Source organism: Streptomyces spiramenti, from assembly GCF_012034385.1.
Classification (GTDB): domain Bacteria; phylum Actinomycetota; class Actinomycetes; order Streptomycetales; family Streptomycetaceae; genus Streptomyces; species Streptomyces spiramenti.
The window spans coordinates 19,580-42,587 of sequence record NZ_JAAVJB010000018.1 but is presented as its reverse complement, the minus strand read 5'-3'; the positions used below and the strand labels follow the sequence as shown (position 1 = coordinate 42,587).

General features: G+C 72.4%; 19 protein-coding genes and 1 pseudogene. 7 read left to right on the top strand and 13 right to left on the bottom strand.

The annotated features are described in order from the left end of the window. Positions 1-229, bottom strand: a pseudogene (locus HCJ92_RS25540) (hypothetical protein); the annotation flags it as partial. Between the two features lie 550 nt (positions 230-779). Here HCJ92_RS25540 and HCJ92_RS04465 point away from each other — a divergent pair. Continuing rightward, complete coding sequence (locus HCJ92_RS04465; protein ID WP_167932082.1) at positions 780-1,847, top strand: adenosine deaminase; 1,068 nt, start codon at positions 780-782, stop codon at positions 1,845-1,847. Next, positions 1,820-2,584, top strand: coding sequence for a glycerophosphodiester phosphodiesterase (locus HCJ92_RS04460; RefSeq protein ID WP_167932081.1), 765 nt, complete (start codon positions 1,820-1,822; stop codon positions 2,582-2,584). Before HCJ92_RS04465 ends, HCJ92_RS04460 begins: the two co-directional genes overlap by 28 nt. Before the next feature lie 109 nt (positions 2,585-2,693). On the opposite strand, the gene HCJ92_RS04455 is transcribed toward HCJ92_RS04460, so the two are convergent. Then, positions 2,694-2,846 (bottom strand): hypothetical protein, encoded by a 153-nt coding sequence (locus tag HCJ92_RS04455; RefSeq protein WP_167932080.1) that lies wholly within the window; start codon positions 2,844-2,846, stop codon positions 2,694-2,696. Between the two features lie 324 nt (positions 2,847-3,170). Further along, positions 3,171-4,604, bottom strand: coding sequence for an aminobutyraldehyde dehydrogenase (locus HCJ92_RS04450; protein ID WP_167932079.1), 1,434 nt, complete (start codon positions 4,602-4,604; stop codon positions 3,171-3,173). Between the two features lie 354 nt (positions 4,605-4,958). Between HCJ92_RS04450 and HCJ92_RS04445 the strand changes: the two genes are divergently transcribed. Further along, complete coding sequence (locus tag HCJ92_RS04445) at positions 4,959-5,657, top strand: ABC transporter ATP-binding protein (RefSeq protein WP_167932087.1); 699 nt, start codon at positions 4,959-4,961, stop codon at positions 5,655-5,657. Between the two features lie 26 nt (positions 5,658-5,683). After that, a complete protein-coding gene (locus tag HCJ92_RS04440) occupies positions 5,684-6,769 on the top strand; it encodes a hypothetical protein (protein ID WP_245240577.1) in 1,086 nt (361 codons plus the stop codon). A gap of 130 nt (positions 6,770-6,899) precedes the next feature. Here HCJ92_RS04440 and HCJ92_RS04435 read toward each other — a convergent pair whose 3' ends face one another. From HCJ92_RS04435 to rpsB, 10 genes are all read right to left on the bottom strand, one after another. Then, the gene (locus HCJ92_RS04435; RefSeq protein ID WP_167932077.1) at positions 6,900-8,477 is read right to left on the bottom strand and encodes a family 10 glycosylhydrolase; all 1,578 of its coding nucleotides are present in this window, start codon (positions 8,475-8,477) and stop codon (positions 6,900-6,902) included. Positions 8,478-8,614: 137 nt separating this feature from the next. Further along, the gene (locus tag HCJ92_RS04430) at positions 8,615-9,775 is read right to left on the bottom strand and encodes an ABC transporter ATP-binding protein (protein WP_245240576.1); all 1,161 of its coding nucleotides are present in this window, start codon (positions 9,773-9,775) and stop codon (positions 8,615-8,617) included. Beyond that, on the bottom strand, positions 9,775-11,382 hold the full coding sequence (locus HCJ92_RS04425) for an ABC transporter permease (RefSeq protein WP_167932085.1): 1,608 nt from the start codon (positions 11,380-11,382) through the stop codon (positions 9,775-9,777). The genes HCJ92_RS04430 and HCJ92_RS04425 overlap by 1 nt, the downstream gene beginning before the upstream one ends. 232 nt (positions 11,383-11,614) lie before the next feature. Next, positions 11,615-12,700 carry a thiamine ABC transporter substrate-binding protein gene (locus tag HCJ92_RS04420; protein ID WP_167932076.1) on the bottom strand — a complete coding sequence of 362 codons (1,086 nt, stop codon included), beginning with the start codon at positions 12,698-12,700 and terminating at the stop codon, positions 11,615-11,617. A gap of 403 nt (positions 12,701-13,103) precedes the next feature. Next, a complete protein-coding gene (gene rlmN / locus HCJ92_RS04415) occupies positions 13,104-14,216 on the bottom strand; it encodes a dual-specificity RNA methyltransferase RlmN (RefSeq protein ID WP_167932075.1) in 1,113 nt (370 codons plus the stop codon). A gap of 311 nt (positions 14,217-14,527) precedes the next feature. Continuing rightward, complete coding sequence (locus HCJ92_RS04410) at positions 14,528-15,541, bottom strand: phosphatidate cytidylyltransferase (RefSeq protein WP_167932074.1); 1,014 nt, start codon at positions 15,539-15,541, stop codon at positions 14,528-14,530. Between the two features lie 98 nt (positions 15,542-15,639). Next, positions 15,640-16,197, bottom strand: a complete 558-nt coding sequence (gene frr, locus HCJ92_RS04405; protein WP_167932073.1) for a ribosome recycling factor — start codon at positions 16,195-16,197, stop codon at positions 15,640-15,642. 50 nt (positions 16,198-16,247) lie between these two features. Beyond that, positions 16,248-17,003, bottom strand: a complete 756-nt coding sequence (gene pyrH, locus HCJ92_RS04400; RefSeq protein WP_167932072.1) for a UMP kinase — start codon at positions 17,001-17,003, stop codon at positions 16,248-16,250. 218 nt (positions 17,004-17,221) lie between these two features. Continuing rightward, positions 17,222-18,058, bottom strand: coding sequence for a translation elongation factor Ts (gene tsf / locus HCJ92_RS04395; protein ID WP_167932071.1), 837 nt, complete (start codon positions 18,056-18,058; stop codon positions 17,222-17,224). Positions 18,059-18,127: 69 nt separating this feature from the next. Beyond that, a complete protein-coding gene (rpsB, locus tag HCJ92_RS04390; protein WP_167932070.1) occupies positions 18,128-19,075 on the bottom strand; it encodes a 30S ribosomal protein S2 in 948 nt (315 codons plus the stop codon). A gap of 579 nt (positions 19,076-19,654) precedes the next feature. Between rpsB and HCJ92_RS04385 the strand changes: the two genes are divergently transcribed. Genes HCJ92_RS04385 through dprA form a run of 3 tightly spaced genes read left to right on the top strand, consistent with a single transcriptional unit; the run spans position 19,655 to position 23,000 of the window. After that, entirely contained in the window at positions 19,655-20,059 is a 405-nt protein-coding gene (locus HCJ92_RS04385; protein WP_167932069.1) for a YraN family protein, read from the top strand. Further along, a complete protein-coding gene (locus HCJ92_RS04380) occupies positions 20,059-21,657 on the top strand; it encodes a YifB family Mg chelatase-like AAA ATPase (protein WP_167932068.1) in 1,599 nt (532 codons plus the stop codon). The genes HCJ92_RS04385 and HCJ92_RS04380 overlap by 1 nt, the downstream gene beginning before the upstream one ends. Continuing rightward, the gene (gene dprA, locus HCJ92_RS04375) at positions 21,654-23,000 is read left to right on the top strand and encodes a DNA-processing protein DprA (RefSeq protein ID WP_338054018.1); all 1,347 of its coding nucleotides are present in this window, start codon (positions 21,654-21,656) and stop codon (positions 22,998-23,000) included. Before HCJ92_RS04380 ends, dprA begins: the two co-directional genes overlap by 4 nt. The last annotated feature ends 8 nt before the right edge of the window (positions 23,001-23,008 follow it).

Here is a 23,008-nt window from a genome sequence, read left to right as displayed (position 1 = left end):
GGGCGGAAGCAGCGCGGCGAGCCGGCCCCGGTGGAACCACCCGGACGGCTCGCCGTTCCGGCCCCGTGCGGCGCACGCCGAGGGCGACGGCTTCGTGCATCGCCGACTCCAACAGTCCGAGGTCGGTCAGCTCCCCGGTCCCGTCCGGCGCCACGAGCCAGCGCAGGTCACCTCCCGCGGCGTCCGGACAGGGCGCGATCAACCGTGCACCCGCACCCAGGGTGCGCACGCCTGTCCCGACCCAGCCCCCCGCGGCCCCGGGCGGGACAAGATAGCTGACCGTCCCGGCGACCCGGTCGAGCAGGACGGGGCCCCGCCCACCACCTGTCCGGTGCAACACCGCCAGCGCATCGACCCCGAGGCGCGAAGGGAGGATCAGGACGTCCCACAGCGTTCCCGCAGAGAGCTCCGCCGCCCCTCCCCCGCGCCTCGCCCACTGCCTGCGGCACCGCTCCGGATCAGCCGCTGCCGCCGCCAACCACCGAACCGCTCCCCCCGCACCGACCGACCTGCTCATCGCCGCTCTCCTCCCGTCGGGCCCCGTGGGCCGCGTGCCGTCGGAAGTCAGAGAGCGGGACCGACCGTTCCTTACGCGCTTTCAGGGCACGCGACGAAGAAATGAGCGTGACCTGCATCACATGTGCGTACCGAGGAGTGCCGCCCTGAGGCCGACGGGAGCGGGAGCGGCGCGGCGACCTACCATGACTGCGCCGCCCGAGCGGTGGCCCTCCTCTGGGCGACAGAGCCCCGGGGCCCCACCGCCACCGAAGGAGTCACCCATGGACCAGGTCCCGGCAAGTCCACCGGAACGTCCCACGCTCCGTGCGTTCGTCGCGGGCCTCCCCAAGGCCGAGCTCCACGTGCACCACGTGGGCTCGGCCTCACCGCGCATCGTGGCGGAACTGGCCGCCAGGCACCCGGACTCCCCCGTCCCCAAGGACCCGGCCGCGCTGGCCGAGTACTTCACCTTCCGCGACTTCGCGCACTTCATCCAGGTCTACGTATCGGTCGTGGACCTCATCCGCGATGCCGAGGACGTCCGCATGCTCACCTACGAGGTCGCGCGGGACATGGCCGCCCAGCGCATCCGGTACGCCGAGCTCACGGTGACCCCGTACGGGATGACCAAGCGCGGCATCCCCGAGGAGGCGGTCATGGAAGCCCTGGAGGACGCCAGGGCGACCGCCGCACGCGACCTCGACGTGCAGCTCGCGTGGTGCTTCGACATCCCCGGCGAACTCGGCCTGCCCGCCGGGGAGGCGACCGCGCACATGGCCTGTGAGCTTCGCCCCGAGGGCCTGGTCTCCTTCGGTCTCGGGGGGCCGGAGATCGGTGTCCCCCGCGGTCAGTTCAAGCCGTACTTCGACCGCGCGATCGCCGAAGGGCTGCACAGCGTGCCGCACGCCGGCGAGTCGAGCGACGCCCAGTCCGTCTGGGACGCCCTCGTCGAGCTGCGCGCCGAGCGCATCGGCCACGGCATCCGCTCGGTCGACGACCCACGGCTGCTGCAGCACCTCGCCGAGCGGGGCATCACGTTGGAGGTCTGCCCGACCTCCAACGTGGCGACCCGCTCGACCCCGTCCCTCGCCGACCACCCGCTGCCCCGATTGGTGGCCGCCGGGGTCCCGGTGACCGTCAACAGCGACGACCCGCCCATGTTCGGCACCGACCTCACCACCGAGTACCTCGTCGCAGCCGAGCTGCTGAACCTGGACGAAGCGGGAGTGGCCGGCCTGGCCAGGAACGCGGTTCGGGCTTCCTTCCTCGACACGCCCGCGAAATCACACCTCTCGCAGGAGATCGACGCTTACCTGACGTCATGGCGACGCACCCAGGAACCGACGTGACGGCCCACGGGGCGCAGGCAGAGGCCCGCCCCGTGCTGGCGATCGCCCACCGGGGCGACCCCTTCCACCACCCGGAGAACACGCTGGCCTCGTTCCGCTCAGCAGCGGACGCTGGCGCCGACGCGGTGGAACTCGACGTCAGGCTCACCCGGGACGATGTCCCGGTGGTGCTGCACGACGCAGGACTCAAGCGGATCTGGGGCCACGACCGGGCGCTCCGGGAACTCACCCTCGCGGAGGTGACCGAGCTCTGCGAAGGGTCGATTCCGACGCTGCGGCAGGCTTTGGCGGCCACCTTTCCCAAGCTGACCCTGATCGACCTGCCCGACCCCGACATCGCCACTGCGCGCGAAGCCGTGGCGGCGGTGCGGGAGGACGGCTCCATGGGGCGGGTGAGGTACTGCGGCGACCCGGCGGCGCTGCGGACCGTACGGGAGCACGACCCGGGCGCGGACATCGCGCTGACCTGGAAGCTGCCGACCCCGATCCGCCGGAGCCTGCTGGCCGACATCGCGCCGTCGTGGCTCAACCTCCGGTTCGGGCTGGTCGACCGGAAGCTGGTGGAGCGCGCACACGAGCGGGGTTACCTCGTCGGTGCGTGGACCGCGGACACCCGGCGCACCATGCGGCGGCTCATCGGGCTGGGGGTCGACGCCGTCACCAGCAATCGCGTCGCGGTGCTGCGCCAGGAGATCGACCAGCTCGGCGGCAGGCCCGGCGACCTGCTCCAGGGCTGAGCGTCAGCCGAGCCGTGGGGCGCTCGGGGCGTGCCGGGTGGCGGTCCGCACGGGGCGCGGTGCCACGGCCCCGTGCGGGGTCGTGACACCGCGCGTCACGTGGCGTGGATCAGCAGAGCCACCCGCCGGGGACCGGGTCGCAGTTGTTCACCTGCGGCTGGTCGGCGGCAGCGGCGGTGGCGGCGCCACCGGCGAACATGCCCAGGGCGGCGAGAACGACGGCGAGACGGGTGGCGGTGCGGTTCCGGATGAGGTTGCGCATGGGGGTCCCTTCGGATGTGGGGGTGGGCCCTCCGCGCCGGTTGGGTGGCCCAGCGCGTCGGGACAGCGACCGAACGTAGCAAGTACGCGTTCGCGCCACACACGCCCATCCGGCCAACATCCGCCCCACAGGCACCTCGGCGGTCGTGTCGCGCTGCGTGACGGGGCGGGGCGGCCGTCCCGTCGGCCGCGGCCCGCACACACCGGCCCCCGAGGTGTCGGTCACGCTTCGGCGTACCGGCTACCCGGCCCGGGCCCCGCCCCCGGATCCACCCGCCGGGCCACGACTCGGGAGAACCGACCGGTGGGACCTCTCATCCCTGGCTCAGAGGGCCGTCATCACGTGTTTCACCCGCGTGTAGTCCTCCATGCCGTAGGCGGACAGGTCCTTGCCGTAGCCGGACTTCTTGAAGCCGCCGTGGGGCATCTCGCCCACGAGCGGGATGTGCGTGTTGATCCACACGCAGCCGAACTCCAGCTCCTTCGACATCCGCATGGCGCGCTTGTGGTCGGCCGTCCACACGGAGGAGGCGAGCGCGTAGTCGACACCGTTCGCCCACTCCAGGGCCTGCGCGTCGTCCGAGAAGCGCTGCACCGTGATGACCGGCCCGAACACCTCGTTCTGCACGATCTCGTCGTTCTGCCGCAACCCCGTCACCACCGTCGGGGCGTAGAAGTAGCCCTCGGTCCCGACGCGGTGCCCGCCGGTCTCGACCTTGGCGTGGGCCGGGAGCCGGTCCACGAACCCGGCGACCTTCTCGAGATGGCCGGCGTTGTTGAGCGGCCCGTAGAAGCAGTCGGGGTCGGTGACGTCCCCCGTCCGGACCTCCCCCGCGGCCTTGACCAGTGCTTCCACGAACGCGTCGTGGACGGAGTCCTGGACGAGGACGCGGGTCGCGGCCGTGCAGTCCTGTCCGGCGTTGAAGAAGCCCGCGTCACGGATGCCCTCGACCGCGGCGTCGAGATCCGCGTCGCCGAACACCAGGCACGGGGCCTTGCCGCCGAGCTCGAGGTGGACCCGCTTGAGGTCCTTGGCCGCGCTGGCGGCGACCTCCATGCCCGCCCGCACGGAGCCGGTGATCGAGGCCATGGCCGGGACGTCGTGCTCCACCATCAGCCGACCGGTGTCACGGTCGCCGCAGACGACGTTGAAGACGCCCTTGGGCAGCACCGAGCCGATGAGCTCCGCGGCGAAGACCGCCGAGGCGGGAGTCGTGTCCGAGGGCTTCAGCACCACGGTGTTGCCCGCCGCGAGGGCCGGGGCGAACTTCCACACCGCCATCATCACCGGGTAGTTCCAGGGCGCGACCTGCGCGCAGACCCCGACGGGCTCCCGCCTCACGAAGGAGGTGAGCCCCGTCATGTACTCGCCGGCGGACTTCCCCTCCAGCATGCGTGCGGCACCTGCGAAGAACCGGATCTGCTCCAGCATCATCGGCAGCTCCTCCTGCCGCGTCAGCTCCAGGGGTTTCCCGGTGTTCTCGCACTCCACCGCGAGGAGTTCGTCGGCGCGCTCCTCGAACGCGTCGGCGATGCGGAGCAGCGCCAGCTGCCTCGTCGCCGGGGTGGCGTCGCGCCACCCCGGGAAGGCGGCCGCCGCCGCGGCCATCGCCGCGTCCACGTCGCCGGCACCGGAGAGCGGCGCGGTGGCGTAGGCCCTGCCCGTCACCGGGTCGACCACCTCGGTGGTCCGGCCGTCCCGGGCGTCCCGGAACTCTCCGTCGATGTAGTTGCGGAGCCGACGCAGTTCGCTGGTCACGGCACCCCTCCTGCTCGCCTTGCACGGGTCTGGAGCCCCCAGCCTATGCACGCGACCCCCGGTTGGACACCGGAACAACCGCTGCCTTCGCACCCCCGCGCAAGAAATTCTGCGGCTCACGGTCGGTGACACAGCGAAGCCGCCTGTGAAAGGTGGTCTGGCTGGTTCTTTTCGTCGCGGAGGCCACGAATGCGCGACATCACCGCACCGAACACCCCCATACGGCTGCTTCTGCCGCGTTTATCGCGGCACGACCGTTTACGTGACCCTGATCCCACATGTCGCGTTGGTACTGTCGCTGACCTGCCGACCAGCGGAGGTGCCCCGGTGAGCGCCGCCTCATCCGACAACGACATGCTGTGGACACGCGAACTCCACTGCGTCCGCGAGGGCACCACCGCCCTCCAGGACGTGGAACTGTCGGTCGCCAGGGGCGAGATCATCGCCCTGACCGGCCCTCGCGGCAGCGGCAAGACCACCCTTCTCGGGTGCCTCGCGGGCCTGCTCCCGCACCGCGGAGAGGTGTGGTTCGACGACATCCCCGTCCACGAACTCCCGGCCGGTGTACGTGACCGGCTCCGCCGTGAACGGTTCGGCAGGGTCTCCGACACCCCCGAACTCCTGCCCGAGCTGACGGGTTGGGAGAACGTCGCGCTTCCGCTGCTGCTCAACGGCACCGGCTACCGCAAGGCCCGCCGCGCCGCCACCGAGTGGTTGGAGCGGCTGGACGCCGGGGACTGCGCACGCAAACGCCCGTCACAACTGCCCCGCCACCGCCAGCAGCGGGTGGCGATCGCACGGGCCCTGGTGCACGAACCCGCGGTGCTCTTCGCCGACGAGCCCGCCGCGCCACTGCACCAGGGGGACCGGGTACAGGCGCTCCGCACGCTGGTGGCCGCGGCACGGTCCCACGCGATCACGACGGTGATCAGCGGTCGCGAGGAAGAGGTCGCGCCGCTGGCGGACCGGGCGGTACGACTGCTCGACGGACGTGTCACCGACCTGGACGACAAGAACTCCGCGACGGGCTCCGCATGCTCTCTCTCCGCCTAGTGCGCGGGGCGCGGCCCCACGCACAATTGCGACGGCTGGCCCTCGCCTGCGCGGCCGGCGGTGCCGGCTTCCTGCTGCTCGCCGCGCTCGCTCACGCCGCAGCCGCGCCGGAGAACGCCACCCAGGGGCTCGCGCTCCTGGCGTGGTGCGCACTTCCCATCGCCGCGACAGCACAGCTGGCCGCCTCGGTGGCACGCGCCGATCCCGTCAGCGAACCGCGCTCCGCGCTGGACGCGGTGAGCCTCGGGGCGGCGCGGCAGCGCGCGCACGCGGCGCTCTCGACGACCCTGGCAGCCGCTGTCGGAACAGTGCTGGCGCTGCTCCTCTTCCTCCAGCTCGCCGGCAGCCTCGGCTCACCGGCCCTGTTCGACGGCACAGCCCTGGGGCTCCCCGTCGAGGCGGGACGCGTACCTCTGGGCGGGGCGCTCACCCTGCTGGCGCTGGTCCCGGTCACCGTCGCACTCGCCGCCGCCCTGGCGGTGCCCGGGCGTGAGAGCCCCAGCGCGACCGCCGCTCTTCCGTGGGGCGCCGCCCTCATCGCGGCCGGCGCCGCGGTCAGCGGCTACGCGGCGGCCGTCTCGGGAGACGCGGAGGCGAACCTGCCCGGGGTGCTCGCCGGCGTCCCCTCGGGGGTCCCTGCGGGCTGGGGGCTGAGCCTGGCCGGCGTGATGCTCGCATCCCCGGGGCTCGCGCAGGCGGCCTCCCGGCTCCTGACCCTGGGCAGCCCCGGCGCGTTGCGCCTCCTGGCGGGGCGCAGCCTGCAGAAGGACGCGGCCCGGCTGGGCATGCAGCTGGGCACCGTCGCGGTGACCCTGGCGGCTCTGTCCGTCGTCGTGGGGCTCGGCACCGGGGGCGCGGGCACCGCCCCGTTCGGTGCCCTGGGCGCCCTGGGAGCGGCAGTGGTCCTCGTCGCGGTGGGTGGCGCGGCGCTCACCACGGCGGCCACGCTGCGCACGGCCCGCACCCCGGTCACCCGGACGCTGCGGGAACTGGGCGCATCTCCCCGGCTGCTGCGCCGCACTCGCCTGGTGCGGGCGGGCGCCCTCTTCGCGGTCTTCGCGCCGCTGACGTGGCTGACGGCCCTGTTGCTCGCGCTGCCGCTCCCCGGCTGACGGACCCGGTTCGGAACGGCCGGTCGTCCGGACCGCGACGACGTGTGGGGCGGGACCCTCTCCGGGGCCCGCCCCACACGTCGTGCCCGCCGGGGCACGGGGCCGCCGCCCCGTGGCCCCGGCGGTCGTCTCAGGAGAGGTCGAGGTAGTTGCCGAGACGCGCCTCGGTCACCTCGCCCCGATTGACCTTGACCGCGGTCACCGGCGCGCCCACCACTCCCCGCGGCAGGTCGACCGTGACGAGGTAGACCCCCGGGTCGACGTGGGCGAACCCGAACCAGCCGTCACCGTCGGTGGTGCGGGTCACGGGCTGGGACCGGTTGGTGAGGGGCTTGAGGGTGACCGTGGTCTGGTCGAGCACGCCACCGCCGCGAACCGCGAGGCGACCGGTGACGTGGCCCTCGGACGGGGCGTCCTTCCAGCCCATGGCGGGCACCGCGGCCGGCTCGGCGAACGGCGCCTGCGGCCCCTGCGTCAGAGCCTCGGTGAGGGCGTCCCGCTCGGCGGACCGGTCCTGCCAGCTGCCGTCGACGTGCGTGCTGCTCGGGTTGGCGTACGCGTACCCGCTCCATCCGGCGACGGTGTTTCCGGCCGCCGTGGGGGCGAGCGCCTGCAACGCCTGGGCGAGGCTGTCGCCCACCGGGTTGAGGTAGAGGCCGGGGCCGTTGACGGTCTGGCGGCCCTTCTGGTTGTCCGCCATGAACTCGGACCACTCGGTGAACATCTGCTGCTGGGCAGGCTGCCAGTTCCGCTTGTAGTTCATCGTCATCACCGTGTCGGCGACACCCTCGTCGAGCCACCCGACCCAGTCCTGGAGGACCTCGCCGTAGGTGCGGGTGTTCTCCCATCCACCGACCGCCTGCGGGCCGTTGCCGTAGGTGATGGCGTTCACGGAGAGCCGCGCGGAGGGGTCGATGTCCCACATGGTGAGGTACAGCTTGCGCACCAGGCCGGTCACCTGGTCGCGGCGCCACTCTGTCCACTCCGCGTCGTCCGGCTCGGGTACGTCGGACCGGCCGGCGGCCTCCTGGAAGCGTGCGACGGAGACGTCGTTGTAGCCCCAGTCGCTGTGCGTGGTGGTGGAGTTGTGGTCCGGGTAGCGGATGTAGTCGAGGTTGACGCCGTCCACGTCGTACTCGCTGACGATGCTGCTGACGGCGCTGACGATGTAGTCGGAGACGTCCGGGTGACCGGGGTCGACGTAGACGTTCGCGCCCTGGACCTCGGTGCCGTCGGCCTTCTTGTTCAGCCAGCGGTCGGCACCCTCGGCGTCGGGGCCGTGCTGGTTGTACACGTGGTCGGGTGAACGGGGCGGGGTGGTGCTGTTCCAGAGGGTGTTGACGTTGACCCAGGCGTGGACCTCGAGGCCGGCGGCGTGCGCCTGCTCGATGATCTCGTCGAGGGGGTCGTACGGCGCCGGGTCGACCGCGGCGTCCGTCCTCGGGTAGGCGGCGCGGTTGCAGAAGCAGTCGTAACGCCGGCCGACCTGGACGATGAGGGCGTTGGCGTTGATGTCCAGGGCGTCCTGGACGGTACGCGCGGCCTGCTCCGGGGTGTAGAGGCCCTCGTTGAAGGCGTCGACCCAGTAGCTTCGCCACTGTTCGGGTCGGTCGTCGCCGGCGGGCGCCGCACCGGCGGGACCGGCGAACACGAGACTGGAGGCCAGCAGCCCGAGGCCGGCGGCGAGGGTGGGCAGGATGCGTCTCATACGGGAGAACTCCTGGGACAGTGGTGGCGTGTTCCGGTCAACGCCGCTCGGCCTGACAATTTAGATCGCCGAACTGGGTCCGTCCAGACGAAAACTTTCATCACTTTGCTTTTTCTTCACGTACGCGTGATGCCAGGTCAACTGCTGGACGGCAGGAGGACGATCTCCTCGGGGTCGATGCACACCCTGACGACCGCCCCCTCCGCGGGCGCCGCCCGCAGCGAACAGGTGGCCTCCAAGGCGGGCCCGCGCTCGGGATCGAGGTGCAGGACGACGTGGTCACCGCGGAAGGTGCGACCCCGTACCTCACAACGGAGCCCCGTGCCCGAAACGTCGGCCACGCTCTCCGCGGCTGCCGTGGACCGCAACGGGGCGGGCGAGTCGTCCCCGTCACCGGGCGACGGGCCGGCGGGACCGCCTCCCACCAGCCGCACTCCGCCGGGTCGCACGAGGAGGCCGACAGGGCCGTGCGGAGCTGGTTCCACCAGTTCCACACGGCCCCAGGCGCAGTGCGCCGCCCCGTCGGACACCGTCGCGGGCACGACGTTCGAGAAGCCCAGGAACCGCGCCACGAACTCCGAGGCGGGACGGCTCCACACCTCGACCGGTGACCCCGCCTGCTCCACCCGCCCCTCCCTCATCACGACCACACGGTCGGCCAGCGCGAACGCCTCGCCCTGGTCGTGTGTGACAGCCAGCACCGTCGTGCCCAGGCTCCGGAAGAGCGAGCGCAACTCGACGACCAGCCTCTCGCGCAGCCCACGGTCCAACTGGCCGAGTGGCTCGTCGAGCATGAGCAGTCGCGGCCCCGGCGCCAGCGCCCGGGCCAGCGCGACGCGCTGCTGCTCGCCGCCCGACAGCGCCGCGATCGACCGTCGTTCGGCGCCGGCGAGACCGACCATCTCCAGCAGTCGCGCGACCCGTGCCGCCCGCTCCTCCCGCCCCGTGCCCCGCACCCGGAGACCGAACCCCACGTTCGCGGCGACGTCGTGCTGCGGAAAGAGCTGGTGGTCCTGGAACATCAGCCCCACCCCGCGGCGGTGCGGAGGGACCCCTGCCTGGTCCCGTCCGCCCAGGAGGACCCTGCCACCATCCGGGGGCGCCAGCCCCGCCACGGCTCGTAGCAGCGTGGACTTGCCGCTGCCGCTGGGACCGAGGACGCAGACCGTCTCGCCCGCACCCACCTCCAGGTCGACGGCGTGGACCACGGGGCGGTCCCCGTAGCGGACCGTGAGCGATTCCAGGCCCAGCATGGTCGTCGGCCCGGGGCGACCTCGGGTCACGGCGGTCTCCTTCATCAGAACTCCCCGGAGCGGGCCGGGCGGATACGCTCGAGCGCGAGCAACGTGACGGCACAGACCAGCATCAGCACGGTGCTCAACGCCATCGCCTGCCCGTAGTTCGCCTCACCGGCCCGCCCCAGCAGCCTGGCGATGGCGACCGGAAGTGTGGGTTCGTCGGGGCGGGCGATGAAGACCGTCGCGCCGAACTCCCCCAGCGAGACCGCGAAGGCGAAGCCCGCTGCGAGCAGGAGGGCGCGCCGCACGAGCGGCAGGTCCACCTCCCACCAGGCGCGGAGCGGCGACGCGCCCAGCGTCGCCGCGGCCTGCCGGAGCCGGTCGTCGACGGCGCGGAGCACCGGCAGCATCACCCGGATGACGAAGGGGACGCCCACCAGCGCCTGGGCCAGTGGCACCAGCAGCCACGACGAGCGCAGGTCGAGCGGTGGGGTGTCGAGAGCGATCAGGAAGCCGAACCCGACCGTCACCGCCGACGTTCCCAACGGCAGCATCAGCATCGCGTCGAAGCTCCGGACGAGACGGCCGGCACCACGTGTGAGTGCGGCGGCTGCCGACCCTCCGACCACCAGCGCGATGAGGGTGGCGACGGCTGCGATCCGCAACGAGTTGCCCACCGCCTCCAGCGGCGGCACGACGAAGGTGCCGGTCTCCGTGGTGGCGAGAGCCCGGTAGTGGGCGAAGCCGTACCCCCCGGGTACCCGCAGCGAGCGCTCCACGAGCACGCCGAGCGGCAGCAGCACCAGCGCGGCGACGGAGAGGAGGACCCCCGCGAGCAAGGCCCGCTCCCCCGCGCCGCGCGGCGGTCGGTCGGTGGCGGCGCCGTCCACCAACCGCAGTGCGGACTCCCGCCGCCGGACGGTCCAGGCGTGGACCCCGAGCATCGCGGCCACCGCGGCGAACTGGAGCACGGTCAGGACGGCTGCCGTGGGCAGGTCGAGCAACTGCGCCGTCTGGCGGTAGATCTCGACCTCGAGGGTCGCGTACCCGGGGCCGCCGAGGATCTGGACCACGCCGAAGGAGGTGAAGGTGAAGAGGAAGACCATGAGCGCCGCCGCCGACAGGGCGGGGAGCAGCGCCGGGAGGGTCACGCGCCGCCAGGCGCCGAACGCCCCGACACCGAGCAGCCGTGCCGCCTCCTCCTGGCGCGGGTCGAGTTGGGACCACAGACCACCGACGGTGCGGACGACCACGGCGTAGTTGAAGAAGACGTGGGCCAGCAGGATCGCCCACACGGTGGTGTCCAGCCGCACGCCCCAGAGGTCGTCGAGGAGCCCCCCTCGGCCGATGAGCCCGAGGAAGGCGGCTCCGACCACCACGGTGGGCAGCACGAACGGCACGGTGACCACCGCGCGCAGCAGGCGCTTCCCCGGGAAGGAGAACCGGGCCAGCACGTACGCGCCCGGCAGCGCCAGGAGAAGAGTGAGCAGGGTCGACGCCGCGGCCTGCCAGGTGGTGAACCAGAGCACCTGCCGGATGCCCTCGTCGGCGAGTACCTCCCCGACGTGCCCCAGCTCCAAGCGCCCGTCCGGTCGCAGGCCGCGGCTGATGATCGCGACCACCGGATAGCCGAAGAACACGGCGAAGAACAGCACCGGCCCGGCCATGAGCGCCGGTGCGGCGAACCGCTCCGCCCGGGAAGACGCCCGGGACGCCCCGGGCGGAGCACTCGGCTGCGGCGGGCCCGGCACAGGGGTGGAATCGGTCACGGAGCGACCCGGCCCTCGGTGGGGCGGAACGGAGCGGTCGCAGGGCCGACCTCGCGACCCGCCACCGCGCACGGCGCGGCTGCGGTCCGGGGCGCCCGGCCGCCCCGCGCGGGGCGGCCCCACGCGGCCGTCAACGGACGACCAGGTTGGTCCACTCGTCCACCCAGTCGCTGCGGTGCTCGGTCACCGCGTCCGCGTCCAGCGTCAGCGGTTCCTCGACGGTGACACCGTGGCGCGTGAAGAGCTCCGGCAGTTCGGCGTCCTCGCGAACCGGGTGCACGAACATCTGGAGCGGCACGTCCTGCTGGAACTCCAGCGACAGCATGAAGTCCAGCAGGGCCGCGCCGCCTTCCGGGTTCTCCGCTCCGTCCAGCAGGCCCGCGAACTCGATCTGCCGGAAGCAGGTGCCGGTGGAGACGCCGGTGGGGGCCTCGGCGGCCTCCGGGTCGGGACCGTAGAGCACCTCGGCGGGAGGGGAGGTCGCGTAGCTGACGACGAGCGGGCGGTCCCCTTCGCCGGAGGACCCGGAGAAGTCCTCGTAGTACGCCTGCTCCCAGCCGTCCACCACGCGGACCCCGTTGTCCGACAGCTGCTGCCAGTAGTCCTGCCAGCCGTCCTCACCGAACTCGGCGACCGTGCCGAGCAGGAAGCCGAGGCCGGGGGTGGAGCTGGCCGCGTTCTGGACCACCAGCAGATCGCGGTAGGCGGGGTCGGCGAGGTCCGCGAGGTCCTGCGGGGGCTCGATGTCCGCCTCCGCGAACCAGGCCCGGTCGTAGTTGACGCAGATGTCGCCGTGGTCCACCGGGGTCACCCGCCACTCGCCGGCGTCGAGCTGGAACTCCTCCGGCACGGCGTCGAGCCCCTCGGCCCGGTGCGGCGCGAAGACGTCCGCCTCCAGCGCGCGGGTCAACAGCGTGTTGTCGACCCCGAAGAGCACGTCCCCCTGGGGGTTCCCGGCGGAGAGGACGGCCTGGTTGACCATGACGCCGCCGTCGTCGGCGCGCAGCACCCTCACCTCGTACCCGGTCTGCTCCGTGAATGCTGCGAGGACCTCCTCCGACGCCTCGAAGGAGTTGTGGGTCACCAGGGTGACGGTGTGGTTCTCGGCGGCGTTCCGGTCCTCGCCGTCCGTGTCCGAACCGCAGGCGGCGAGGAGCGTCGATCCGAGGAGGGCCGGCACGGCGATCGCGGCGGTGCGTCGGGAGGTGCGCTTCATGGGGCTGCTTTCGTCGGTGCGACGAGGCAGCGGAGCACGCGGGAACGTGCTGTTGTCCGAGCTCCCTACCCGGCGCCATGAGCTCCGGGCGAGGTTCGAAGGGTCTGCGGCGGTGCCGCACTCTCAGCGCTGGACGCGCTCCCCTGCCGGTCGGTATGCATGAATGGTGTGTCGTGCATGTGTGCGACCACACGATAACCCACCGCGCGTCTCCGGCGGTGGCCGGGTCGAGCGTGACCCGGCCCGCCCGCACCCGCGTCCCGGCCGCTCTCCCGGTGGGGACGGCGCGCAAGCGAGTCGGGGACGACGGCGGCCCGGACGCGGGATAAACCCTCGGGGCAGCCCCGGGGTGTGGACGCCCGGGGACCGCCGAGCGGTGCCTCGCGCGGGCCCCGTCTGCCCGTCAGCGCTCCGAGGCCGCCAACTGCCCGCAGGCCCCGTCGATCTCCTGGCCGCGCGTGTCGCGGACCGTCGTCGGAACGCCGTGGGCCTCCAGTGCCTCGACGAAGGCTCGCTCGTCCTCCGGCCGGCTCGCCGTCCACTTGGATCCGGGCGTCGGGTTCAGGGGGATCAGGTTGACGTGCGCGCCCCGTCCTTTGAGGAGCCGTCCCAGCAGGTCGCCCCGCCACGCCTGGTCGTTGATGTCACGGATGAGCGCGTACTCGATCGAGATGCGCCGCCCGGAGCGGTCGGCGTACGCCCAGGCGGCGTCGAGGACCTCGCGCACCTTCCAGCGGGTGTTGACCGGGACGAGAGTGTCCCGCAACTCGTCGTCGGGGGCGTGCAGCGACACGGCCAGGCGGCACTTCAGCCCCTCGTCCGCCAGCCGGTTGATGGCCGGGACCAACCCCACGGTGGAGACGGTGATACCACGCTGGGAGAGCCCTACTCCGTCGGGCTCGGGGTCGGTGAGGCGACGGATGGCACCCACCACTCGCTTGTAGTTCGCCAGCGGCTCGCCCATGCCCATGAAGACGATGTTGGAGAGCCGGGCGGGTCCCCCGGGGACCTCACCGTCGCGCAGGGCGCGCATCCCGTCGATGATCTGGTGGACGATCTCGGCAGTCGAGAGGTTGCGGTCCAGCCCAGCCTGGCCCGTGGCGCAGAACGGGCAGTTCATGCCGCAGCCGGCCTGCGAGGAGATGCACATGGTCACGCGCTCCGGGTACCGCATCAGCACGGACTCGACCATGGTCCCGTCGTGCAACCGCCACAGCGTCTTCCGGGTGGCTCCCTCGTCACAGCTGATGTGGCGGACCACGGACATCAAGGGCGGCAGGAGCTCCTCGGCGAGCCGCGACCGCGAAGCGGCGGGGATGTTGGTCCACTGCTCGGGGTCGGCCGAGAAGCGCCCGAAGTAGTGCTGCGAGAGCTGCTTCGCGCGGAACGGCTTCTCACCGAGCGCCGCGACGGCTTCCTTGCGCTCGGCCGGCGTGAGGTCGGCGAGATGCCGGGGCGGCTTCTTCGCCCCACGCGGGGCGACGAACGTCAGCTCACCGGGTACGGGTGGTGCCATGGTGGGACGTCTCCTCGGTGCGACGGGGCTGCGCCGCTCGGCGCGTCGGCGCCGACTGCGGCACGGTGCGGGCTTCGCCGCACCTCGACGGTCAGTGCGCACGGGGCGGCTTCCTGCGGGGCACGGGCCGCCCCGTGGTGCCGATCCAGCGTACCGGTGCCGCCACCGAGCCCCCGCCGCTCGGCGACGTGAGCCGCCCCACCGCACCAAGCGCTCGGCCGCACCACGCCGTGTGCCCCGCGTCGCCGGCTCCGCGCGCTGCGCCCCGGCGCAACGGCTCCGTGCGGAGCCGCACCGGCCCCGCCGACCGGTCAGGACCCCACGAACACCATGAACAGCCCCCACACCACCGGTGCGGTCGGCAGTATCGAGTCCAGACGGTCCATGATGCCCCCGTGGCCCGGGAGCAGCGTCCCCATGTCCTTGATTCCCAAGTCCCGCTTGATCATCGACTCGCCGAGGTCGCCGAGGGTGGCGGTCAGCGCGACCGCCAGTCCGAGCAGCAGGCCCTGCCACCACGCGCCCCCCTCGATCAGGAACTCCAGTGACAGGGCGCCCGCGACCATCGCGAACGCCACAGCGCCGACGAGTCCCTCGCGGGTCTTCCCGGGGCTGATGCGCGGCGCGAGCTTGCGCTTGCCGAACCGCCACCCGACGGCGTAGGCGCCGGTGTCGCTCACCACGGTGAGCAGCAGGAACACCAGCACCCGCCAGGCCCCGTCGTCAGCCGCCAGCACCAGCGCGACGAAGGTGGCCAGGAAGGGGACGTACAGCACGGCGAAAACGGAGGCCGTGACGTCCCGCAGGTACTCGTCCGCCGGCCCCCTCATCCGCCACAGGAACACCGCGAGCACTGTCAGCGCCATCGCTGTGAAAGCGGCGCCGGCTCCACCGACGTAGCCCGCCACCACCATGGCGGCGCCACCCGCCGCCATGGGCGGCAGCGGCGCACGGACCTGCTTGCGCTCCGCGAGCCGCGAGGTCAGCTCCCAGAGCCCGACGATCACCGCACCGGCGATCACCGCCACGAACGCGGGCTTGTACACGAACAGCGTGACGAGGATGAGGGCGCCCAGACCGGCGCCGACGCCGATGGCAGCGGGCAGGTCACGTCCCGCCCGCTTGGCCCGCCCCGACCCGGCACGCCGAGCGGCACGTCCCCCACGCCGCTGCCCGTCATCCTGGCCACCGGCACCGACTCCCCCGTCCGCCCGGGGCTGCCCCCCCACGGGTCCGGTGGGTCCCTGACCGGCGTTCCCACCGCCGGGCGAGCCCGCGGGCCCTCCGCCCGACCGGTCCAGCTGTCCCCAGGATGACTCGTTCACGCGCTCATTTCCGTTCGTTCTCCCACCCGCGCCCTTGTCTCGCCCACGGGCGCGGGCAGCACTCCGACCCCAGCCGACCGCCGCTCGGCGGCCGAAGCTCAGACCTCGAGCAGCTCGGCTTCCTTGTGCTTCAGGAGTTCGTCGACCTGGGCGACGTACTTCGCGGTGGTGTCGTCCAGCTCCTTCTCACCGCGGCGACCGTCGTCCTCGCCGACGTCCCCGTTCTTCACCGCGCCGTCGATCGCTTCCTTGGCCTTGCGTCGCACGCCGCGGATCGAGATCTTCGCGTCCTCGCCCTTGGCCTTGGCGACCTTGATGTACTCGCGGCGCCGCTCCTCGGTGAGCTCGGGGAAGTTCACCCGGATGATCCGACCGTCGTTCGAGGGGTTCACGCCCAGGTCGGAGTCACGGATCGCCTGCTCGATGTTGCGCAGGGCGCTGGCGTCGAACGGGGTGACCACCGCCATCCGGGCCTCCGGGACCGAGAACGACGCGAGCTGGTTGATCGGCGTCATGGCGCCGTAGTACTCGGCGACGATCTTGTTGAACATCGCCGGGTGTGCCCGGCCGGTCCGGATGGCCGCGAAGTCCTCCTTGGCCACCACGACGGCCTTCTCCATCTTCTCCTCGGCCTCGAGGAGAGCTTCTTCGATCACCACGTGCTCCTATTCGATGTGTGGGGCAAAACCGGCGCGTGGACGGGATCTCAGTCCCGCCGGCCCAGGCCGTTCACGAGTGTGCCGATCTTCTCACCCTTGACGGCACGGGCGATATTGCCCTCCGTGAGGAGTTCGAAGACCAGGATCGGCAGGTCGTTGTCACGGCAAAGAGTGACCGCAGTGGAGTCCGCGACCTTCAGGTTCCGGGTGATGACCTCGCCGTAGTCGAGGGCGTCGAACCTCACCGCGTCGGGGTTCTTGGCGGGGTCGGAGTCGTAGACACCGTCGACGCCGTTCTTGCCCATGAGGAGGGCCTCGGCATGGATCTCGAGACCACGCTGCGCGGCGGTGGTGTCGGTGGAGAAGTAGGGCATGCCCATGCCCGCGCCGAAGATGACGACGCGGCCCTTCTCGAGGTGGCGGATGGCCCGTAGCGGAATGTACGACTCTGCCACCTGGCCCATGGTGATCGCGGTCTGCACGCGGGAGTCGATGCCCTCCTTCTCCAGGAAGTCCTGGAGGGCGAGGCAGTTCATCACGGTGCCGAGCATGCCCATGTAGTCGGACCGCGCCCGGTCCATCCCGCGATGCTGGAGCTCCGCGCCGCGGAAGAAGTTGCCACCACCGATGACGACGGCGATCTGCGTTCCCTCGCGCACCACGGCGGCGATCTCACGGGCCATCTTGTGCACGATGTCGGGGTCGACGCCGAGACCGCCGCCTCCCGCGAACGCCTCTCCGGACAACTTCAGCAGGTAGCGGGACGGCCGGCCGCCCGTCGGAGCGGGGGTCTCCTGGTTCATGGAATTCTCCTCGTGCACATACGAAGGAGGCCATTGCCGACGGTTCCTCTCGGTTCCGTTCCGGCGACGGCCTCCTCGTCACAACAGCGGTGTCACAGCCCCGCGGCGCGCCGCTCGTGGGCTTCACGCCCGACAATAGCGGTGCCGCGGCGCTGACGACGCCGACGGCACGGGGGTGACGGGGGTCCGTCGCCGACGAACCCCCGTCGGGCGATGCGTCAGGCGCCGACGCGGAAGCGGGCGAACGCCGTCAGCGTCAGCCCGGCCTCGTCGAGCACCTTCTGGACGGACTTCTTGTTGTCCTTGGCGAAGGGCTGGCCGAGGAGGGTGTTCTCCTTGAAGAAGCCGTTCACCCGACCCTCGACGATCTTGGGGAGCGCGGCTTCGGGCTTGCCCTCCTCGCGCGAGGTCGCCTCGGCCACGCGGCGCTCGTTCTCCACCACGTCGGCGGGGACGTCCTCGCGGGACAGCCACTTCGGGGAGAAGGCCGCGATGTGCTGGGCGATGTCCCGCGCGACCTGCGCCTCGGGCTTGTCCAGCTGCACGAGCACGCCCACCTGCGGGGGCAGGTCGGGGCTGGTCCGGTGGAGGTAGGTGGCGACGAAACCACCCGAGTACTGGGCGAAGCGGTCCAGCACGATCTTCTCACCGAGGTTGGCGTTGGCCTCGTCGACGTAGGTCTGCACGGTCTTGCCGGACTCGATCTCCGAGGCGAGCAGCGCCTCGATGTCGGCCGGGGACGTCTTGGCGACGTGCTCGGTGATCGCCTCGGCGACCGCCTGGAACTTGTCACCCTTGGCGACGAAGTCGGTCTCGCACTTCAGCTCGACCAGCACGCCGGAGGTGTTGTCGTCGGCGATGAGCGCGGTGACGGCACCGTTCTCGGCGGTGCGGCTCTCGCGCTTCGCGACGCCCTTCTGGCCCTTGACCCGCAGGATCTCGACGGCCTTCTCGACGTCGCCCTCGGCCTCGTCCAGCGCCTTCTTGCAGTCCATCATGCCGGCGCCCGTGAGCTCACGGAGCTTCTTGACGTCGGCGGCGGTGAAGTTCGCCATGGTGGTGTGAGTCTCTTCCCGAATGGTCGGTGTGTGGGATCGCGGTACGGGTGCGCGGCGGGTGGTGCGTCAGCCCTGCTCGGCCGAAGCCTCGGCGGGGGCCTCCGTGGCGGGGGCCTCCGTGGCGGCCTCCTCGGCCGGGGCCTCCGTGGTGGCCTCGGTGGCGGTCTCCTCGGCCGGAGCCTCGGCGGGGGCCTCGGCGGCGGCCTCGTCGGTGCCCTCGGCGGGGGCGGCGGCCTTGGCCTCGGCGCCCTCGAGCAGCTCGCGCTCCCACTCCGGCAGCGGCTCACCGGCGGGCTTGTCACCCTCCTTGGCGGCGTTGGCTCCGGAGCGGGCGATCAGGCCCTCGGCCACGGCGTCCGCGATCACGCGGGTGAGCAGCGTGACCGAGCGGATCGCGTCGTCGTTGCCCGGAATCTTGTAATCGACCTCGTCGGGGTCGCAGTTGGTGTCCAGGATGGCGACGACGGGGATGTTGAGCTTCCGCGCCTCACCGACCGCGATGTGCTCCTTCTTGGTGTCCACGATCCAGACGGCGCTGGGCACCTTCTGCATGTCGCGGATACCGCCCAGCGTCTTCTCCAGCTTGGCCTTCTCGCGGGAGAGGACCAGGAGCTCCTTCTTGGTCAGACCGGAGGCGGCGACGTCCTCGAAGTCGATCTGCTCGAGCTCCTTCAGGCGCTGGAGGCGCTTGTGGACGGTCGAGAAGTTGGTCAGCATGCCGCCCAGCCAGCGCTGGTTGACGTAGGGCATGCCCACGCGGGTCGCCTGCTCGGCGATGGTCTGCTGGGCCTGCTTCTTGGTACCGACGAACATCACGGCGCCGCCGTGGGCGACGGTCTCCTTGACGAACTCGTAGGCGCGGTCGATGTACGACAGCGACTGGAGCAGGTCAATGATGTAGATGCCGTTGCGCTCCGTGAAGATGAAGCGCTTCATCTTCGGGTTCCAGCGGCGGGTCTGGTGCCCGAAGTGGACGCCGCTCTCAAGCAGCTCCCGCATCGTGACGACGGCCATGGCCGTTCTCCTTGGGGTGTGACTCGGTTGTCAGCGCCTGCCGGGACGGCCGGCGCTCCTGACGCCCCTGCGCGTCCTACCACGAGCGCCGGGTGGGGTGTCGTGGACCGAGGGACGCGGCCTCCGAACCAGGTGCTTCGACCGGGCCGGCGGCGGGGCGTGCGAGGTCGATCCGGGACCCGGATCGCCAGGGAAAGTGTACGGGACCCCGGAGCCGGCGGGCGACCGGCCCCACGGGGCCGCGGCACGGCCCCTCCACTCACCCCCGGCCCGCCCCGCACGGAGCGCCGGACACCGACACCGGACCGACTCGGAGTGCACGACAGCGCTTGAGGGCGCGCGGGGCATCGCTCGCTCCGCCACGCACGCTCCGGACCGCACGGAGGGGCGCGGAGGGTCGGACAGCACCGCTCACCGTACCGGGGGCAGGGACGACGGCCGAGCAGCCCCGACGGCGTCAACCCGGCCACTCGCGTCACCTCCGCGAGTGGCCGGGTTGTCCACAGACACCCGGTTGTCCACAGCCCGCCGCGGGCGTGACACCGACTGGTCCACGGTGTGCCCCGGAGGTGAGGCTCGATGAACCGACGACGAGCGTTGGGGAACTACGGCGAGCAGGTCGCGGCGCGACTGCTGAGCGAGAGCGGGATGACGGTGATCGAGCGCAACTGGCGATGCCGGTCCGGCGAGATCGACATCGTGGCTCGGGAGGCAGGCTCGACCCGCGGATCGCGGGCCGGCTCGGCCACCCTGGTCGTCTGCGAGGTCAAGACCAGGACCGCTGGCGGCCCCCAGCACCCGATGGCCGGTCTGGGCCCACGACAGCTGGACAGGCTGCGACTGCTGGCCGAGCAGTGGTTGGCGGACCGTTGGCTGCCGCGGTTCGGGGGCCCGCCGGAGGGCGGGGTGCGGATCGACCTGGTGGGTGTGCTGCTGCCGCGCCGGGGCCCGGCCGTGGTGGAGCACGCGCGAGGAGTGGGCTGATGGTGTTCGCACGCACGTGCTCCGTAGCGGTCACCGGGGTCGAGGGCGTCGTGGTGGAGGTGCAGGCGGACCTGGAACCCGGCGTGGCGGCCTTCACCCTGGTCGGCCTTGTGGACAAGTCGCTCAGCGAGGCGCGGGACCGGGTTCGGTCCGCGGTCGTCAACTCCGGGGTGCCCTGGCCGCAGAAGAAGCTGACCGTGGCGCTCAGTCCGGCGTCACTCCCCAAGGCGGGCTCGGGCTTCGACCTCGCGGTGGCCTGCGCGGTACTCGCCGCGGCGGAGCAGGTGGAGCCGACCGCGGTGGCGGAGCTGGTGCTCGTCGGGGAACTGGGCCTGGACGGCCGGGTCAGGCCGGTGCACGGGGTGCTGCCGGCGGTGCTGGCCGCCGTCGAGGCGGGATGCCGACGCGTCGTGGTGGCCGAGGCCAACGCCACCGAGGCCTCGCTGGTCCCGGGCGTCTCGGTGCTCGGCGTACGCAGCCTGCGCCAACTGGTGGCCGTGCTGACGGACTCGGAGGTGCCCGAGGAGCCGGTGACCGGCGGGCCGGACGTCTCGTCGGTGCTGCCGCCCGGCGCCGCGGCGGGTCTCTGCTCGTCCGCCGTCGGTTCCGAGCGCCGCCCCGACCTGTCGGAGGTCGCAGGGCAACGCACCGCCAGGCGCGCGCTGGAGATCGCGGCGGCAGGGCGCCACCACCTGTTCCTGAAGGGCACGCCGGGAGCCGGTAAGACGATGCTCGCGGAGCGCCTGCCGGGGCTGCTACCGGCCCTCACCCGCCAGGAGGCGCTGGAGGTGACCGCGGTCCACTCCGTGAGCGGCACCCTCCCCGACGGACGTCCGCTCCTTGACCGGCCGCCCTACTGCGCGCCCCACCACTCCGCCTCCATGGCAGCGTTGGTCGGCGGCGGGTCGGGGTTGCCGCGGCCGGGCGCCGTCTCGCTCGCGCACCACGGGGTCCTCTTCCTCGACGAGGCGGCCGAGATGAGCGGGCGCGTCCTGGATGCGCTGCGGCAGCCCCTGGAGTCGGGACAGGTGGTCATCGCACGGTCGGCGGGGGTCGTGCGTCTACCGGCTCGACTGCTGCTCGCGATGGCGGCCAACCCCTGTCCGTGCGGCAGGCACGGCTCCGCGAGCGGCGGGTGCGAGTGCACCCCCCACACCGTCCGGCGGTACCGCGCACGGCTCTCGGGGCCGCTGATGGATCGCGTCGACCTTCGGGTCCCCGTGGAGCCGGTGGGGCGGGCCGAGCTCCTGTCGGCGGGGCCCGGTGAGAGCACGGCGACCGTGGCGGCGCGGGTGGTGGCGGCGCGTGAGCGCGCCGCGGCTCGTTACGCGGACCGTCCCTGGCGGGTCAACGGCGCTGTTCCGGGGCACGAGCTGCGCTCGCACTGGCCGCCGGCGCCCGGCGCGCTGACCCGGGCGGAGCAGGACATGGACCGGGGGCTCCTCACGGCTCGCGGTCTGGACCGCGTGTTGCGGGTGGCGTGGACCGTGGCGGACCTGGCCGGCCACGACCGACCGACCGCCTCGGACATGGACGCCGCGCTCTCGCTGCGGTCGGGCGTGGTGCGGGGCGCGGGACTCGTGGGGAGCCTCCCGTGACGCGGCGCGGCGGCGGGGCGGGCGGCCCCCTCGACGAGCGTCTCCCCTACGGCGGTCGCCCGCCCGCCGACGGCCGACGGGGCGGGCACACGCCGGCGGCTGCCCACCTCCGCACGGACATCGAGGAGACAGCCGGTGACGGGACCCGGAGCGGCCAGTGCGCCACGGAGACGCCCTCGACAGGGGGAGGCCCCCGCCCTCCGTCGGAGTCGGAGCGGCAGGCACGTGTCGCACTGTCCGCGGTGGTGGAGCCAGGCGACACCGTCATGGGGACATGGCTGGCGGGAAGCGGGCCGGTGGCCGTCTGGCACGCCCTGCGTGACGGGGCCGCGGGCCACGGCCTCTCCCCACGGCGATGGGAGGGGCTACGCCACCGCGTGCGCCGAGCGGATCCCGCGGATTCACTGGGCCGGGCAGCGATGTGCGAGGCCCGGTTCGTCTGCCCCGGCGACGCCGAATGGCCCACGCAGCTGACGGACCTGGGCGTCGGTGCACCGGTGGGGCTGTGGGTGCGAGGGACGGCTTCGCTCCGGATGCTCGCGTTGCGTTCGGTCGCCGTGGTGGGAGCCCGCGCGTGCACCGACTACGGGGCGTGGGTGGCTGCGGACCTGGCGAGGTCCCTCGCGGGCCGCGGCTGGACCGTGGCGTCGGGTGCCGCGTACGGGATCGACGGTGCCGCTCACCAGGGGGCGCTGCGCGGAGGCGGGCCGACCGTGGCGGTCGTGGCCTCGGGTGTGGACTCCGGTTATCCCGCGGGCCACGCAGGTCTGCTGGACCGCGTCCGGGAGCAAGGCCTGGTCGTGAGCGAGCTTCCACCGGGCAGCCACCCGACGCGCCATCGGTTCCTCCAGCGCAACAGGCTTCTCGCCGCGCTGACACGGGGAACTGTGGTGGTGGAGGCGGCCCCGCGCAGCGGGGCACTGGCCACCGCCCGCCGTGCGACGGCGTTGGGTCGGCATGTGATGGGCGTGCCCGGCTCCGTCCTCTCAGCGCAGTCCGACGGCGTCCACCAACTGCTGCGCGGCGGGGCACAACTGGTGTGCCGCGCCGAGGAGGTGATCGAGCTGGTGGGTGCGATGGGCGAGCTGGCGGACCTCGCCGAGACCGCGGACCCCCGAGATCTGCTGGGGGAACCGGCGGGACGCGTCCTCGGCGCAGTGCCGCCCCGGGGTTCGGCCTCGGTCGCCCAGATCGCGGCGGACGCCTGTTGCGGAGTGGCCCGGACGCATGCCTCGCTGTCGGAGCTGTCCGCGCTCGGCTACGTCGAACGGGTCGGCGAGTCGTGGGCATTGCGTCGGACCGCGCCGGCCGACGCGCCGTCGGCGCGCCCCGGGCGTGACTGAAGGAGTCA

What these genes read in the sequence shown, in the direction of transcription:
- HCJ92_RS04435 (WP_167932077.1), bottom strand. Translation starts at nt 8,477, where the DNA reads ATGAGACGCATCCTGCCCACCCTCGCCGCCGGCCTCGGGCTGCTGGCC.
- HCJ92_RS04425 (WP_167932085.1), bottom strand. Translation starts at nt 11,382, where the DNA reads ATGGCCGGGCCGGTGCTGTTCTTCGCCGTGTTCTTCGGCTATCCGGTG.
- pyrH (WP_167932072.1), bottom strand. Translation starts at nt 17,003, where the DNA reads ATGAACCAGGAGACCCCCGCTCCGACGGGCGGCCGGCCGTCCCGCTAC.
- HCJ92_RS04445 (WP_167932087.1), top strand. Translation starts at nt 4,959, where the DNA reads ATGCTGTGGACACGCGAACTCCACTGCGTCCGCGAGGGCACCACCGCC.
- HCJ92_RS04420 (WP_167932076.1), bottom strand. Translation starts at nt 12,700, where the DNA reads ATGAAGCGCACCTCCCGACGCACCGCCGCGATCGCCGTGCCGGCCCTC.
- rlmN (WP_167932075.1), bottom strand. Translation starts at nt 14,216, where the DNA reads ATGGCACCACCCGTACCCGGTGAGCTGACGTTCGTCGCCCCGCGTGGG.
- HCJ92_RS04380 (WP_167932068.1), top strand. Translation starts at nt 20,059, where the DNA reads ATGGTGTTCGCACGCACGTGCTCCGTAGCGGTCACCGGGGTCGAGGGC.
- HCJ92_RS04385 (WP_167932069.1), top strand. Translation starts at nt 19,655, where the DNA reads ATGAACCGACGACGAGCGTTGGGGAACTACGGCGAGCAGGTCGCGGCG.
- HCJ92_RS04465 (WP_167932082.1), top strand. Translation starts at nt 780, where the DNA reads ATGGACCAGGTCCCGGCAAGTCCACCGGAACGTCCCACGCTCCGTGCG.
- tsf (WP_167932071.1), bottom strand. Translation starts at nt 18,058, where the DNA reads ATGGCGAACTTCACCGCCGCCGACGTCAAGAAGCTCCGTGAGCTCACG.
- rpsB (WP_167932070.1), bottom strand. Translation starts at nt 19,075, where the DNA reads ATGGCCGTCGTCACGATGCGGGAGCTGCTTGAGAGCGGCGTCCACTTC.
- HCJ92_RS04430 (WP_245240576.1), bottom strand. Translation starts at nt 9,775, where the DNA reads ATGAAGGAGACCGCCGTGACCCGAGGTCGCCCCGGGCCGACGACCATG.
- HCJ92_RS04460 (WP_167932081.1), top strand. Translation starts at nt 1,820, where the DNA reads ATGGCGACGCACCCAGGAACCGACGTGACGGCCCACGGGGCGCAGGCA.
- HCJ92_RS04455 (WP_167932080.1), bottom strand. Translation starts at nt 2,846, where the DNA reads ATGCGCAACCTCATCCGGAACCGCACCGCCACCCGTCTCGCCGTCGTT.